Source organism: Pseudomonas sp. 7-41 (genome assembly GCF_021233075.1).
GTDB classification, from domain to species: Bacteria; Pseudomonadota; Gammaproteobacteria; order Pseudomonadales; family Pseudomonadaceae; genus Aquipseudomonas; species Aquipseudomonas veronii.
Map to the genome: position 1 here is coordinate 4,042,311 of NZ_CP089551.1, position 15,107 is coordinate 4,057,417.

The following is a 15,107-nucleotide window of genomic DNA, read 5'->3' on the forward strand; positions in this document are numbered from 1 at the left end:
AGTCTGTATGAGCGACAACCTGATCGAGATCCGCAACCTCTGCGTCGCCTTCAGCGGCCAGACCGTGGTGCGCAACCTGAGCCTGGATGTGCGCCCCGGCGAGTGCCTGGCGCTGGTCGGCGAGTCGGGCTCGGGCAAGTCGGTGACGGCCCTTTCGATTCTGCAACTGCTGCCCGAAGCCGGCACGCAAACCAGCGGCTCCGTGCGCTATCGCGGCCAAGAGTTGATCGGCGCATCGGCGGCCACCCTGCAAAAGCTGCGTGGCGACCGCATCGCCATGATCTTCCAGGAGCCGATGACCTCCCTCAACCCGCTGCACAGCATCGAAAAGCAGATCGGCGAAACCCTGCTGTTGCACAAAGGTATGGGCGGCAAAGCAGCACAGGCGCGCATCATTGAACTGCTCGAACTGGTCGGCCTCCAGAACCCCCAGGAACGGCTCAAGGCCTATCCGCACCAACTCTCCGGCGGCCAGCGCCAACGCGTGATGATCGCCATGGCCCTGGCCTGCGAGCCGGAACTGCTGATCGCCGACGAGCCCACCACCGCGTTGGATGTGACCGTGCAGCGCAAGATCCTGCTGCTGCTCAAGTCCTTGCAGCAACGCCTGGGCATGTCGCTGCTGCTGATCAGCCACGACCTCAACCTGGTACGCAGCATGGCGCAGCGCGTGTGTGTGATGCATACCGGCGAGATCGTCGAACAGGCCGACTGCGAAACCTTGTTCAACGCGCCACAACACCCCTACAGCCGCTTGCTGCTCGACGCTGAACCGGCGGGCGAGGTGCTGTGCGGCGAAACGCGCGAAACGGTGTTGCAGGTCGACGACCTGAGCGTGCAATTCCCCCTCGGCGGCGGCCTGTTTCAGCGCAAGACCTACCTGCGCGCGGTGGACGGCATCAGCCTCAGCGTGCAGCGCGGCAAGACGCTGGGCATCGTCGGCGAGTCGGGCTCGGGCAAATCCACCCTGGGCCAGGCGATCCTGCGCCTGCTGGACTCCACCGGCAGCATCCGCTTCCAGGGCGTCGCCCTCGACGCGCTCAACCACAAACAGATGCGCCCGTGGCGCAAGCAGATGCAGGTGGTGTTCCAGGACCCTTACGGCAGCCTCAGCCCGCGCATGTCGGTGCAGCAGATCATCAGCGAAGGCCTGGAAGTCCACGCACCGTGCAGCCTCGCCGAGTGTGACGCGCAGGTGATCCAGGTGCTCAAGGACGTCGGCCTCGACCCGGCCAGCCGGTATCGTTACCCCCACGAGTTTTCCGGTGGCCAGCGCCAGCGCATCGCCATCGCCCGCGCACTGGTGCTCAAGCCGGCGCTGATGCTGCTCGACGAACCCACCTCGGCCCTCGACCGCACGGTGCAGAAGCAAGTGGTGGCGTTGCTGCGTGAGCTGCAGGACAAATACGGCCTGACCTACCTGTTCATCAGCCATGACCTGGCCGTGGTGCGCGCCATGGCCCACGACATGATCGTGATCAAGGACGGCAAGGTGGTGGAGCGCGGCGCCAGCCATGATGTGTTTGAATCGCCGCAACACCCGTACACCCAGGAACTGCTGGCCGCCGCACACATCCCCTTGTAGGAGCGAGCTTGCTCGCGAAAAGCGCAAGGACACCGCGTTCAACCAGCAGGCCGCGTCATCGTTAACGTTTTTCGCGAGCAAGCTCGCTCCTACAGGATTCTGCACGCATGAGTACCAGCCTCAAGGACTACCAACAGGTTCGCGGCCTGGCCATCCAGTCGCTGTTCGAGATCATCGAGCAGTCCAGCGAAGGCACGGTGATTGTCGACCGCGACGCGAACATCGTGTGGATGAACGAGCGCTACGCCAAGCGCTTCGGCCTCAAGAGCGCCGACGACGCCATCGGCCAACCTTGCGAACAGGTCATCGCCAACAGCCTGTTGCGCCAGGTGGTGCGCAACGACCAGCCGATCCTGCTGGATATCCAGGACACGCCCAAAGGCCCGTTGGTGGTGATGCGCCTGCCGATCCACAACGACGCCGGCGCGGTGATCGGCGCCATCGGCTTTGCGCTGTTCGATGAGCTGCGCAACCTGTCGCCGCTGATCGAGCGTTACCTGAGCATGCAGCAAGAACTGGCGTCCACCCGCTCGCTGCTGCGTTCACGCCAGAGCAAGTACACCTTTGCGCACTTTATCGGCACCAGCGCCACCAGCCTCGAAGTCAAACGCCGCGCACGGCGCAGTGCGAGTGCCGAGTCGCCGGTGTTGCTGCTCGGCGAAACCGGCACCGGCAAGGAGTTGCTGGCCCAGGCGATCCACGGCGCCTCGACGCGGGCGCACAAGGCATTTGTCAGCATCAACAGCGCGGCCATTCCCCATGACCTGCTCGAAGCCGAGTTCTTCGGCACCGCGCCCGGCGCGTTTACCGGCGCCGACCGCAAAGGCCGCCCCGGCAAGTTGCAGATCGCCCAGGGCGGCACGCTGTTTCTCGATGAAATCGGCGACATGCCCCTGCCGCTGCAAAGCAAGCTGTTACGGGTGTTGCAGGAGAAGGAATACGAACCGGTCGGCTCCAACGAGATGCGGCACAGCGACGTGCGGGTGATCGCCGCCACGTCCATGGACCTGGAAGCGGCGATCAAACGCGGCGAGTTTCGCGCCGACCTGTATTACCGGCTGAATGTGCTGCCGATCCAGGTGCCGCCGTTGCGCGAACGCCTGGAAGATATTCCGGCGCTGAGCGAAGCGATCCTCGAAGACCTGCGCAGCCACCACGAACTGGACCGCGAGGCCCTGGCGTTGTTGGCGCGGCATGCATGGCCGGGGAATATCCGCGAACTGCGCAACGTGCTGGAACGCGCGGCGTTGTTGAGCGATGACCGGGTGTTGGGCGCGGCTGAGATTCGCGCCGCGATCGGCACGTTCAGCCCGGTGGCGCGGGAGGCGATGGAAACGTTCGAAGGCGAGACGTTCGAAGGCGAGACATTCGCGGCGGCGCGGGAGCGCTTCGATCGGCAGCTGATCACCGCGGCGCTCAAGGTCTGCGGCGGGAATGTGGTGGCCGCGGCCCAGCGCTTGGGGCTGGGCCGGTCGACCTTGTACAAGAAAATGGTCGCGCTGGGCCTGGCCACATCTCAATAAAGAGACAAAATTCTCAAAACAAAGACAATCCTTGTGGGAGGGGGCTTGCCCCCGATGGCAGTGCCTCAGTCAGCCTATTCTTTACAGACCCACCGCTATCGGGGGCAAGCCCCCTCCCACCTTTGATGTGTTTTTGTCTCTGAATTGAGACCAGATCTGAAAAGCTTGTTCATGGATACAATAATATCTATGTATTTCAATAGGTTATGAACATGGCACGCATCTCGCTATAGCCCTCCTCCAACGCATCACCCCACAAAAATAACAATCTGATGGAGACACACCATGAGTGTGATCATTGCCTTGGCAGCCCTCGCGCTGCTGATGCTGGCTGCCTACCGTGGCTACAGCGTCATCTTGTTTGCCCCCATCGCCGCCCTCGGCGCTGTCCTGCTCACCGACCCGTCCGCGGTCGCCCCGGCGTTTACCGGGGTGTTCATGGAGAAAATGGTCGGTTTCATCAAACTGTATTTTCCGGTGTTCCTGCTCGGTGCCGTGTTCGGCAAGCTGATCGAGCTGTCGGGTTTCTCGCGCTCGATCGTGGCGGCCGCAATCCGCTTGCTCGGCACGCGCCAGGCGATGCTGGTGATCGTGCTGGTCTGCGCCCTGCTCACCTACGGCGGCGTGTCGCTGTTCGTGGTGGTGTTTGCGGTGTACCCGTTCGCGGCGGAGATGTTCCGCCAGAGCGACATCCCCAAGCGCCTGATCCCGGCGACCATCGCCCTCGGCGCGTTCTCGTTCACCATGGACGCGCTGCCCGGCACGCCGCAGATCCAGAACATCATCCCCAGCACGTTCTTCAACACCACCGCCTGGGCTGCGCCGTGGCTGGGGCTGATCGGCACGATCTTCGTGTTCTGCAGCGGCATGCTCTACCTGGCGCGCCAGCGCAACAAGGCGCAACGGGCCGGTGAAGGCTACGGCACCGAACTGCGCAACGAGCCGGAAACCGCCGAGAACCTGAGCCTGCCCAACCCCTGGATCGCGCTGTCGCCGCTGCTCCTGGTGGGCGTGATGAACCTACTGTTCACTCACTGGATCCCACAGTGGTACGGCAAGACCCACAGCCTCAGCCTGCCGGGCATGAGCGCGCCGGTGACCACCGAAATCGCCAAGCTCACCGCGATCTGGGCGGTGCAGGCGGCGTTGCTGGTGGGCATCGTCATGGTGCTGGTGTTCGGCTGGTCGGCGATCAAAAGCAAGCTCGCCGAAGGCAGTAAGAGCGCGGTCAGCGGTGCGCTGCTGGCGGCGATGAACACCGCCTCGGAATACGGCTTCGGTGCGGTGATCGCCTCGCTGCCGGGCTTTCTGGTGCTGGCGGACTGGCTCAAGGGCATCCCCAACCCTCTGGTCAACGAAGCGATTACCGTGACGCTGCTGGCCGGTATCACCGGCTCGGCGTCCGGCGGCATGAGCATCGCCCTGGCGGCGATGTCCGAGAGTTTCATTGCGGCGGCCCATGCGGCGAATATTCCCCTCGAAGTGCTGCACCGGGTCGCGGCCATGGCCAGCGGCGGCATGGACACCCTGCCCCACAACGGCGCGGTGATCACCTTGCTGGCGGTCACCGGGCTGACCCACCGCGAAGCCTACAAGGACATCTTCGGCATCACGATCATCAAGACCCTCGCGGTGTTCGTGGTGATCGGTACTTTCTACGCCACCGGCATTGTGTGAGGTTTTCATGACGAACTTGAACGGCAAGACCGCCCTGGTCACCGGCTCCACCAGCGGTATCGGCCTGGGCATAGCGCTGAGCCTGGCCGAGGCCGGCGCCAACCTGATCCTCAACGGCTTCGGCGACGCCAGCGCGGTGATCGCCCAGGTACAGGCGTTCGGCGGCAAGGTCGGGCATCACCCGGCGGACGTCAGCGACCCGGCGCAGATAGCCGACATGTTCGCCTACGCCGAGCGCGAATTCGGCGGCGTGGATATTCTGGTCAACAATGCCGGCATCCAGCATGTGGCAGCGGTGGACGAGTTTCCGGTGGAGCGCTGGGATGCGATCATCGCGATCAACCTGTCGTCGGTGTTCCACAGCACGCGCCTGAGCCTGCCGGGCATGAAGGCCAAAGGCTGGGGGCGCATCGTCAATATCGCCTCGGTGCATGGCCTGGTGGGTTCGGTGGGCAAGGCCGCCTACGTCGCGGCCAAGCATGGCGTGATCGGCCTGACCAAAGTGGTTGGCCTGGAAACCGCCACCAGCAACGTGACCTGCAACGCGATCTGCCCCGGCTGGGTGCTGACGCCGCTGGTGCAGAAGCAGATCGATGATCGCGCGGCCAACGGCGTCGACCCGCAGCAGGCGCAACATGATTTACTGGCAGAGAAGCAGCCGTCGCTGGAGTTCGTCACCCCGCCGCAACTGGGTGAGCTGGTATTGTTTTTGTGCAGCGAGGCCGGTGCCCAAGTGCGCGGCGCGGCATGGAACATCGATGGTGGTTGGCTGGCTCAATAGACCAAACACAGAAAATCCAATGTGGGAGGGGCGGTGCGACGATTCGACTTGCCCCCGATGGCAGTGGGTCAGTACCGCATGTGCTAGCTGATACTCCGCCATCGGGGGCAAGTCGAATCGTCGCACCGCCCCTCCCACATTCGAACTCCACTGTTTGGAAGACCTGTACAAGAATAAGAGACGTGCTTATGTCCGAGATCCTCTGGCAACCCTCCGCCGAACGCATCCGCCACACCCGGATGGACCAGTTCCGGCGCTTTATCAATCAGCGCTACAGCGTGCAGCTCGACGACTACCCGGCGTTGCACCAGTGGAGCATCGACCAGCGCGCCGACTTCTGGCAGGCGATCGTGGCGTTTTTCGACGTGCAGTTTCGCAGCCCGCCCAGCGCGGTATTGATCGAAGGCGCCGCGATGCCCAGCGCCGAGTGGTTCCCCGACGCAACCCTGAACTTTGCCGAGCACCTGCTGCGCCGTCGCGACGCTCACCCCGCCGTGGTCGCCATCAGCGAAGACGGCCAGCGCGAGCAACTGAGCTACGCCGAACTGGCCGCCCACGTCGCCGGCCTGCAACGCAGCCTGCGGGCGGCCGGGGTCGGGCTGGGCGATCGGGTTGCCGCGTGCATGCCCAACACCTGGCAAACCCTGGTCGGCATGCTGGCCACCACCAGCCTGGGCGCGATCTGGTCGTGCTCATCGCCGGACTTCGGCACCCAAGGCGTGATCGACCGTTTCGGCCAGATCGAGCCCAAGGTGCTGATCGCCTGCGCCGGTTACCGCTACGCCGGCAAAACCATCGACCAGAGCGCCAAGCTCAACGAGATCCTCGAACGCCTGCCCTCCCTGCAGCACCTGATCGTCGTGCCGTATGCCCGGCCCCAGGCGCGGGTCGAGGACTATCGGAGCGACGCCAATGTCGCGCTGTGGAGTGACTTCTACCAACCCGGCGGCACGCCTGAGTTCGTCGCGGTGCCGTTCGACCATCCGCTGTATATCCTCTATTCCAGCGGCACCACCGGCGTGCCCAAATGCATCATCCACGGCACCGGCGGCGTGCTGCTCACCCACCTCAAGGAGCACGGCCTGCATGCGGACCTGTCCCGCGAGGATTGCCTGTTCTACTACACCACCTGCGGCTGGATGATGTGGAACTGGCTGGTTTCGGTACTCGCGCTCGGCGCCACCGCCGTGCTGTACGACGGTTCGCCGTTTCACCCTGGCCCCGAGCGCTTGATCGACCTGATCGACGCGGAACGGATCAGCGTGTTCGGCACCAGCCCCAAGTTCCTCGCCACCCTGGAAAAAGCCGGCCTGCAGCCGCGCCTGAGCCATGACCTGAGCAGCCTCAAGGGCCTGATTTCGACTGGCTCGCCGCTGTCGCCGCAGAGCTACGACTACGTGTACCGCGAGATCAAGGCCGAGGTGTGCCTGTCATCGATGTCTGGCGGCACCGATATCGTCTCCTGCTTCGTCATCGGCAACCCGGTGCTGCCGGTACGCCGCGGCGAAATGCAATGCAAGAGCCTGGCGATGGCCATCGAGGTGTGGGACGACCAGGGGCGGCCGTTGCTCGGTGAAAAAGGCGAACTGGTGTGTACCCGGCACTTCCCCGCCATGCCCATCGGCCTGTGGAACGACCCGCAGCAGAAAAAGCTGCGCGCCTCCTATTTCAGCCAATTCCCCGGCGTGTGGGCCCAGGGCGACTACGCCGAACAGCGGCCCAACGGCAGCCTGCTGATTCACGGGCGCTCCGACGCGGTGCTCAACCCTGGCGGCGTGCGGATCGGCACCGCCGAGATCTATCGGCAGGTGGAAAAAGTCCCGCAAGTGCTGGAAAGCCTGGCCATTGGCCAACGCTGGCAAGACGATGTGCGAGTCGTGCTGTTCGTGCGACTCGACGACGGCGTCGAACTGGATGACGCCCTCGAACAGCAGATCCGCCAGGTGATCCGCGCCAATACCACACCACGCCATGTACCGGCGAAGATCCTCGCTGTCAGCGATATCCCGCGCACCATCAGCGGCAAGATCGTCGAACTGGCGGTGCGCAATGTGGTACACGGCGAACCGGTGAAAAACACCGACGCGCTGGCCAACCCGGAGGCCCTGGCACAGTTTCGCGACCGACCTGAGCTGGCGCTTTAAGATGAAAGGTTTCAGCGCCAACGCACTCATTTGCAGAAAAAAGCCCAATGCATGCTATTTTTCGGGGGTAGTCACCCACCGTTATCCCACCGGATAATCGCTGTTGTCATTTTTCAAAGCGTTACGCTCAGGGCTTTTTATGAAGGAAACATCCACCGGTAGCGAAGCCGCCGCATTGATTGCGCGGCTGGACTGGGCCAAAAACCCCCTCGGTGAGGCCAATGATTGGCCGCAAAGCCTGCGTACCGCCGTGGATATCGTCGTCCACTCGCCGATGCCGATGCAGCTGTTGTGGGGCCGCGAACTCATCCAACTCTACAACGACGCCTTCGCCCTGCTGGCGGGCAACAAGCACCCCGACGCGATGGGCCAGCCGGCGCACCAGACCTGGCCGGAATTGCACAGTTTCACCGCGCCGATCTATGACGCGGTCTTCAGCGGCCAGGTGCGCGCCTTCAGCGAGCAGCGCTTTGTGCTGCAACGCAACCAGCGCGACACCGAGATCTGGCTCGACCTGACCTACAGCCCGATCCGCGATGAACGCGGCAGCGTCGCCGGCATCCTCGTCACCGCCATCGAAACCAACGAACGCCGCCAGTTCACCCAGGAACTGCAACAGCGCTCCGAAGCCAGCCTCAAAGCCCAGCAAAGCACCGAGCAACGCCTGCGCCACCTCAACGAAAACCTCGAAGAGCGTGTGGCCCAGCGCACCCTGGCACTGGCCGAGGCCAACCAGCGCCTGCAAAACGAGATGGTCGAACGCGAACGCGCCGAAGACGCCCTGCGCCACGCGCAGAAGATGGAAGCGGTGGGCCAACTCACCGGCGGCATCGCCCATGACTTCAACAATATGCTCACCGGCATCATCGGCAGCCTGGACCTGATGCAACGCTACATCGCCGCCGGGCGCAGCGACGACATCGGCCGCTTTGCCGACGCCGCCGTGGCCTCCGCCCATCGCGCCGCCGCCCTCACCCACCGCCTGCTGGCGTTCTCGCGGCGCCAGTCACTGGACCGCCGCCCGCTCGACCCGAACCAGTTGGTGGCCTCGCTGGAAGACTTGTTCCAGCGCACCAAGGGCGCGCACATCACGCTCAAGGTGCAACTGGGCCACGATATCTGGCCGGTGAACAGCGACGCCAGCCAGTTGGAGAACGCCCTGCTCAACCTGGTGATCAACGCGCGGGATGCGATGCCCGATGGCGGCGAACTGCTGATCGAAACCGCCAACAGCTACCTCGACGGCACCGACATCACCACCCCGGAACCGGTCAAGGCCGGTGATTACGTGATGCTCGGCGTGCGCGACAACGGCACCGGCATGGCGCCGAAAATCCTGGCCAAAGCCTTCGATCCGTTTTTCACCACCAAGCCCATCGGCCAGGGCACCGGCCTGGGGCTGTCGATGATCTATGGCTTCGCCCAGCAATCCGGCGGCCATGTGACCCTCCACAGCGAACCGGGCCAGGGCACCTGCGTGCGCTTGTATCTGCCGCGCCTGCACGGCACTTCCCTGGCAAGCAGCTTGCCGGCCAGCCTCAGTGAGGCCGCGCCCGTGGCCCTGGCCGGAGAGGCTGTGGTGGTGGTCGAGGACGACCCGGCGGTACGCATGCTGGTGGTCAATGTCCTCGATGAACTGGGCTACACCGCGCACCAGGCCGCGGATGCACGCACGGCCTTGCCGCTGCTGGAGTCGGACTTGCGCGTGGATTTGCTGGTGACCGACGTCGGTCTGCCGGGCATGAACGGCCGGCAACTGGCGGAAATCGCCCGTCAGCACCGCCCGGGCCTGCGCATCCTGTTCATGACCGGTTATGCGGAAAAAGCCGCCGAACGCCAGGGCTTTCTGGAAGACGGCATGGACATGGTGGCCAAGCCGTTTTCCATCGACGTGCTCGCCACCAAAATCCGCAGCATGATCAGCGTCGACGATCCAGTTCAGGCATAATCGCGCGCCGTCGCACACCCCGGTAGAGAACCATGAAAGCCCAAGCCCGCCATATCCTGGTGAAAACCAGTGAAGAAGCCGAACAGCTCAAGCAGCGCATCGCCAAGGGCGAAGCGTTCGACGTGCTGGCCAAGAAGTATTCCACCTGCCCGTCCGGCAAGCGCGGCGGCGATCTGGGCGAGATCCGGCCGGGGCAGATGGTCGGCGCGATTGATGCGGTGATCTTCAAGAAGCCGCTGCGGGTGGTGCATGGGCCGGTCAAGAGCAAGTTTGGGTATCACTTGGTGCAGGTGTTTTATCGGGATTGAGGGGTTGGCTTTAGGGCGCTATCGGGGGCAAGCCCCCTCCCACAGTTGACCGCATTGCGCGCACTGTGGGAGGGGGCTTGCCCCCGATCCGCCGCAGGCGGCCATTCACCGACTATCTAGGAATCAACGCCCCCGGCACCTGGATCACCCGGCTCGCCAACCGATGCCCGGCCAAGGCCGCCTCTTGCGGCGAGCCGCCCTTGAGCCGACTGGCCAGGTACGCCGCGCTGAACGAGTCCCCCGCCGCCGTGGTGTCCACCACCGTCTCGACCGGCAACGCCGGCACCGCAAAACGCTGGCCTGCGCAACGGAGCAAACAGTCCTCGGCGCCGCGCTTGAGCACGACTTCCGCGACTGCCGGATACGCTGCGAACACCTGCTCGCTGTCGGCATGACCAAACAACGCGCGCTCGTCATCCTCGGTCAGCAAGGCCATATCCACCTCGGCCAACACTTTGTGATAGGCCGCACGCGCCGCCTCGACACTCGCCCACAAACGCGGCCGGTAGTTGTTGTCGAACACCACCCGGCCGCCGCGCCGACGGGTTTCGATCAAGGCCTGCAACAAGCGCTCGCGCCCGACTTCACCGAGCACCGCCAGGGTGATGCCGCTGAAATACACCACGTCATAGCCCGGCAACGCTGCCAGGATCGGTGCGGCGGCGGGCGTGGTGAAGCAGTCGCGCACGGCCGCTTCGTTGCGCCAGTAGAGGAATTTGCGCTCGCCGTTGGCGTCGGTCTGGATGCAGTACAACCCCGGCAACCGCCCGGGCAGGCGCTGGACCATGCTCAGGCCCAGGCCTTCGTCGGTCCACTGTTGGCACATGGCGTCGCTGAAGCTGTCATCGCCCAGGGCGGTGACGTAGTCGACGTGGCCGAGCGCCCCCAACTCGCGGCGCAGGTACACCGCGGCGTTCAGGGTGTCGCCGCCGAAGCTCTGGTGCAGGCTGCCGTCGGCGCGGTGTTGCAGTTCGATCATGCATTCGCCGATGAGGGCGATGCGGGGTGTGGTGTTCATGCCTGTTGTCTCCGGTGCGGCTGATGGCCCCTTCGCGGGCGAGCCCGCTCCTACCTTTGAATGTGTTCACACATCCAAAGGGCGCAGCGGGTTTGCCCGCGATGGAGGCGACGCGGTCTAGAAGCAGGTATGCAGTGACTCGATCACCTGCAGTTGCTCATCCACCAGGCAACCGACCTGCCACTTGTCGAACGTCAGACACGGGTGGGAAGTACCGAAGGAAATAATGTCGCCGATGCGCAGTTCAACCCCCGGCGCGACGCTCATGAACGCATGCTGGTCCATCACAGCCGTGACCTTGCACGCGCTCACATCATCGCCTTGCGCCGGCACGATCCCGGCCTTGTAGCGCTTGAGCGGCACCGGCAAACCGGCGTCGTAGGCCACATCGCGCTTGCCCAGGGCGACCACCGCGAAGCCAGGCTCAGGCAACGATTGCACGTGGGCCCAGACTTCCAACGCCGGGCGCAGGCCTTCGCTGAGGTCGCTGCGCCGGTCGAGCACGCAGCATTGCGCGTCTTTGTAGATGCCATGGTCATGGGCCACGTAGCTGCCGGGACGCAGCACGCTGAGGAAACGCCCGGCGGCGTTTTGCGCTTCGAAGGACTCGGCTATCAGGTCATACCAGGCCGATCCCGACGCGGTGACGATGGGCTTGGCCAGGTCGAACGAGCCGTTGTTCTGCAGGTCCACCGCCAGGCGCACCAGGCTCGCGGCGAAGTCGCGGATGCCAGTGATGGCGTGTTCGCCGTGGATCACGCCTTCGTAGCCTTCGATACCGGTCAGGGCCAGCGCCGGCTGGGCCTTGATCGCCGTGGCCAGGTCGCGCACCTCTTGCTCGCTGCGGCAACCGCAACGGCCGCCGACCACGCCGTACTCGATCATCACGTTCAGGCGCAGGCCACGGGCGGCGAAGAACAGGCCCAGGTCGGCGACGTTGTCCGGGTGGTCGACCAGGCAGTGGAAGTCGAAGTCCGCGTCGGCCAGCAAGTCGGCGATCAACGCCATGTTCGGCGCGCCCACCAGTTGGTTGGCCATCAACACACGGCGCACACCGCCGGCATAGGCGGCGCGGGTCTGTACCGCGCTGGCCAGGGTGATGCCCCAGGCACCAGCGGCGATCTGGCGCTGGAACAGGGCCGGCATCATGCTGGTTTTGCCATGGGGCGCAAGCTCGGCGCCGCTGTTGCTGACAAAGGCCTGCATCCAGCGGATGTTGTGTTCGAGGGCGTCGCGGTGCAGCACCAGGGCCGGCAGGCTGACGTCACGGACCAGATGGGCGCCGACAGCGGCGGCGCCCTTTGCAACGGCGTTGATGGCAGGCATGAACTGCTCCTATTCGTTGATGCGACGGGCCAGGTTGTTGGCGCTTTCGATCAACACCCGGCGGTAGTCGTTGTAGTTTTTACTGGCATCGGCGCGGGGCGCGACGATGCACAGGGTCGCAATGCTGACGCCCTGCGCGTCCCGGACCGGGGCGGCAAAGCAATGGGTAAAGGTGTCGGCCACGCTGTCGAAGGAAAAGAAGCCATCGACGCTGGCCTGACGGATCTGTGCGAGGAAGGTCTCCAGCGGCAAGCGCTGGCCGTCCGGCAGGATGAAATCGTCGGGGTCGATCAGCTCGACGATCTGCTGGTCGCTCAAATGCCCCAGCAACAGACGCCCGGACGCGGTCCACGGGATCGGTGCGTTTTCGCCGATGTCCGAGGAAATCCGGAAATGCCGCTCGCCTTCACGCATCAGCGCCACCGTGTATTTGCGCCCGTTGAGCAGGCACATCTGCGCGGTTTCGTGGGTCTGGCTGACGATTGCCTGCAAGGCGTGGTCGGCCTCACGGGTCAGGTCGAAATGGCGCAGGTGCGCCTGACCGAGGAAGTACAGCTGACGGCCGAGGTAGACGTGCCCGTCCTTGCCCACGGTTTCCAGGATGCGGCGTTCCAGTAAGGAGGCGACCAACTCGTAGACCGTGGACTTGGGGCTGCCGATGCCGCTGGCGATATCATTCGGGCGCAGGGGCTGGCCGACTTCCTTGAGGAAATCGAGGATGTCGAATGCACGGTCCAGGCCTTTGGCGCGGCGTTTGATGGTGTCTTCGGTCATGGAAGTTTCGGTCCGCTCGAAATGGTAGGGCTGGCGCAGGTCCACTGTGGGAGGGGGCTTGCCCCCGATGGCGGTGTGCCAGTGGACACATCTGTTGCTGATACACCGCTATCGGGGGCAAGCCCCCTCCCACATTGGATCTACTGTGGTTTCAAGAGTGGGGCATTTAGCCCTTTTTCTTGTAGGCCACGCAATCGATCTCGACCTTGCAATCCACCATCATGTTGGCCTGCACGCAGGCACGTGCCGGGGCGTGTTCGGGGCTGAAGTATTCGCCGAAGACCTTGTTGAAGCTCCAGAAATCCCGTGGGTCTTCCAGCCACACGCCGACGCGCACCACGTCGTTCAAGGCGTAGCCAGCCTCTTCGAGAATCGCCACCACGTTGCGCATCGTCTGGCGGGTTTGCTCGACGATACCGCCGCTGATGATTTCACCGTCCACCGCTGGCACCTGGCCCGAGACGTAGAGCCAGCCGTCCGCTTCCACCGCGCGGGCGAAAGGCCGAGGCTGGCCGCCGCCGGCGGTGCTGCCGGTGCCGTAACGAGTAATGCTCATAAATAGTGCTCCTTGACTGACAGTTAAAAACGAATGTTCTTCAGGAATTCCGCCAGGCGCGGCGACTGCGGGCGTTCGAAGATGTCCTTCGCCGAGCCCTGTTCTTCAATGCGCCCCTGATTCATGAAGACGATTTTGTCCGAGACTTCGTAGGCAAAGCGCATCTCATGGGTCACCAGCAACATGGTCATGCCCTCTTCCGCCAGGCCCTTGATCACACTGAGTACTTCGCCCACCAGTTCCGGGTCGAGGGCCGAGGTGACTTCGTCGAACAGCATCAGGCTGGGGTTCATCGCAATCGCACGGGCGATGGCCACGCGCTGTTGCTGGCCGCCGGACAACTGGCCGGGGAAGTGATTGCGGCGTTCCAGGAGCCCTACACGGTCCAACCATTTTTCCGCCAAGGCCACGGCTTCGTCCTTAGGCATTTTCTTAACTTTCAACAAGCCCAGGGTGACGTTCTGCAGCGCCGTCAGGTGCGGGAACAGGTTGAACTGCTGGAAGGCCATGCCGGTCATGGCGCGGTGCTGGGCGATCACCCGCTCCGGGTGGCGCACGCGCTTGCCGGCGATGTCGCTGTAGCCGATGGACTCGCCATCCAGGCTGATCTGCCCGCCCTGGAACTCTTCGAGCAGGTTGACGCAGCGCAGCAGCGTGGTCTTGCCCGAGCCGCTGGAGCCGATCAACGTCACCACGTTGCCGCGCTGCATGGACAGGTCGACGCCCTTGAGCACTTCCACCGTGCCGTATTGTTTGCGCAGGCCGCGAATGTCCAGCAGCGGTTGGGTCGTTTGAGGTTGGTTCATGGCAAGGCCACCCGCTTTTCAATGTAGCGCCCGAATAACTCGATGGCGTAGTTGATGACAAAAAACAGAACACCCGCGAACAGGTAGAACTCCAGGGTCATGAAGGTGCGCGCGATCACCTGCTGGGTGCTGAGCAGCAACTCGGCGACACCGATCACCGACAGCAGGGTCGAGGCCTTGACGATTTCCGTGGAGGAATTGACCCAGGTCGGCAAAATCTGCCGCAGCGCCTGGGGCAACAGCACGTAGCCCAGGGACTGGTGGAACGTCAGGCCAATCGCCTTGCCCGCTTCCATTTGCCCGCGGGGAATGGCCTGCAGCGCACCGCGCACGATCTCGGCGACATGGGAGCCGCAGAACAGTGTGAGCCCGACCGCACCGGCCTGGAACGCGCTGATCTGCCAACCGAGCGCCGGCAGCATGTAGAAACACGCCAGCACCAGCACAAACACCGGCGTGCCACGGATCAGGTCGACATACAGACGAAACGGCAGGCGCATCCAGAATCTGCCGTAGGTCAGGATCAACCCGGCGACGATGCCGATCAGGGTGCCGAAGATAATCGCCAGCGCCGAGACATAGACGCTGGCCTGGAACCCGGCCCAGAGGGTGTCCCGGGCGATCCACAACTCATGCAGCCAGCTGGGGGATTGGTACATGC

At 63.9% G+C, this 15,107-nt stretch carries 13 protein-coding genes; 7 read left to right on the forward strand and 6 right to left on the reverse strand.

The genetic code is table 11. The annotated features are described in order from the left end of the window. The first annotated feature begins 7 nt into the window (after positions 1 to 7). The 7 genes from LQ249_RS17990 (at position 8) to LQ249_RS18020 (ending at position 9,966) form a co-directional block, all read left to right on the forward strand. Positions 8 to 1,585, forward strand: coding sequence for an ABC transporter ATP-binding protein (locus LQ249_RS17990; RefSeq protein ID WP_169882111.1), 1,578 nt, complete (start codon positions 8 to 10; stop codon positions 1,583 to 1,585). 107 nt (positions 1,586 to 1,692) lie between these two features. Beyond that, positions 1,693 to 3,108 (forward strand): sigma-54 interaction domain-containing protein, encoded by a 1,416-nt coding sequence (locus LQ249_RS17995; RefSeq protein WP_232565735.1) that lies wholly within the window; start codon positions 1,693 to 1,695, stop codon positions 3,106 to 3,108. A gap of 285 nt (positions 3,109 to 3,393) precedes the next feature. Further along, the gene (locus tag LQ249_RS18000; protein WP_046383116.1) at positions 3,394 to 4,785 is read left to right on the forward strand and encodes a GntP family permease; all 1,392 of its coding nucleotides are present in this window, start codon (positions 3,394 to 3,396) and stop codon (positions 4,783 to 4,785) included. A gap of 7 nt (positions 4,786 to 4,792) precedes the next feature. Then, positions 4,793 to 5,566 carry a 3-hydroxybutyrate dehydrogenase gene (locus tag LQ249_RS18005; protein ID WP_108526408.1) on the forward strand — a complete coding sequence of 258 codons (774 nt, stop codon included), beginning with the start codon at positions 4,793 to 4,795 and terminating at the stop codon, positions 5,564 to 5,566. A 188-nt stretch (positions 5,567 to 5,754) separates the two neighbouring features. Continuing rightward, positions 5,755 to 7,710 (forward strand): acetoacetate--CoA ligase, encoded by a 1,956-nt coding sequence (locus LQ249_RS18010; RefSeq protein ID WP_057005436.1) that lies wholly within the window; start codon positions 5,755 to 5,757, stop codon positions 7,708 to 7,710. A 139-nt stretch (positions 7,711 to 7,849) separates the two neighbouring features. Then, positions 7,850 to 9,658 carry an ATP-binding protein gene (locus tag LQ249_RS18015; RefSeq protein ID WP_057005437.1) on the forward strand — a complete coding sequence of 603 codons (1,809 nt, stop codon included), beginning with the start codon at positions 7,850 to 7,852 and terminating at the stop codon, positions 9,656 to 9,658. Between the two features lie 32 nt (positions 9,659 to 9,690). Beyond that, the gene (locus tag LQ249_RS18020) at positions 9,691 to 9,966 is read left to right on the forward strand and encodes a peptidylprolyl isomerase (RefSeq protein WP_046383114.1); all 276 of its coding nucleotides are present in this window, start codon (positions 9,691 to 9,693) and stop codon (positions 9,964 to 9,966) included. Between the two features lie 112 nt (positions 9,967 to 10,078). Here LQ249_RS18020 and LQ249_RS18025 read toward each other — a convergent pair whose 3' ends face one another. The 6 genes from LQ249_RS18025 to LQ249_RS18050 all read right to left on the reverse strand — a co-directional run bounded on the left by LQ249_RS18025 (position 10,079) and on the right by LQ249_RS18050 (position 15,105). Further along, entirely contained in the window at positions 10,079 to 10,984 is a 906-nt protein-coding gene (locus LQ249_RS18025; protein ID WP_057005438.1) for a sugar kinase, read from the reverse strand. 117 nt (positions 10,985 to 11,101) lie between these two features. Beyond that, complete coding sequence (locus LQ249_RS18030) at positions 11,102 to 12,310, reverse strand: amino acid deaminase (RefSeq protein WP_017846647.1); 1,209 nt, start codon at positions 12,308 to 12,310, stop codon at positions 11,102 to 11,104. Between the two features lie 9 nt (positions 12,311 to 12,319). Beyond that, positions 12,320 to 13,084, reverse strand: coding sequence for an IclR family transcriptional regulator (locus LQ249_RS18035; RefSeq protein ID WP_057005439.1), 765 nt, complete (start codon positions 13,082 to 13,084; stop codon positions 12,320 to 12,322). A 166-nt stretch (positions 13,085 to 13,250) separates the two neighbouring features. Beyond that, positions 13,251 to 13,640: a RidA family protein gene (locus LQ249_RS18040; RefSeq protein WP_017846649.1), complete on the reverse strand. Its 390-nt coding sequence runs from the start codon at positions 13,638 to 13,640 to the stop codon at positions 13,251 to 13,253. Positions 13,641 to 13,663: 23 nt separating this feature from the next. Then, complete coding sequence (locus LQ249_RS18045; protein ID WP_017846650.1) at positions 13,664 to 14,446, reverse strand: amino acid ABC transporter ATP-binding protein; 783 nt, start codon at positions 14,444 to 14,446, stop codon at positions 13,664 to 13,666. Further along, positions 14,443 to 15,105: an amino acid ABC transporter permease gene (locus LQ249_RS18050; RefSeq protein WP_046383112.1), complete on the reverse strand. Its 663-nt coding sequence runs from the start codon at positions 15,103 to 15,105 to the stop codon at positions 14,443 to 14,445. Before LQ249_RS18050 ends, LQ249_RS18045 begins: the two co-directional genes overlap by 4 nt. Between the last annotated feature and the right edge of the window lie 2 nt (positions 15,106 to 15,107).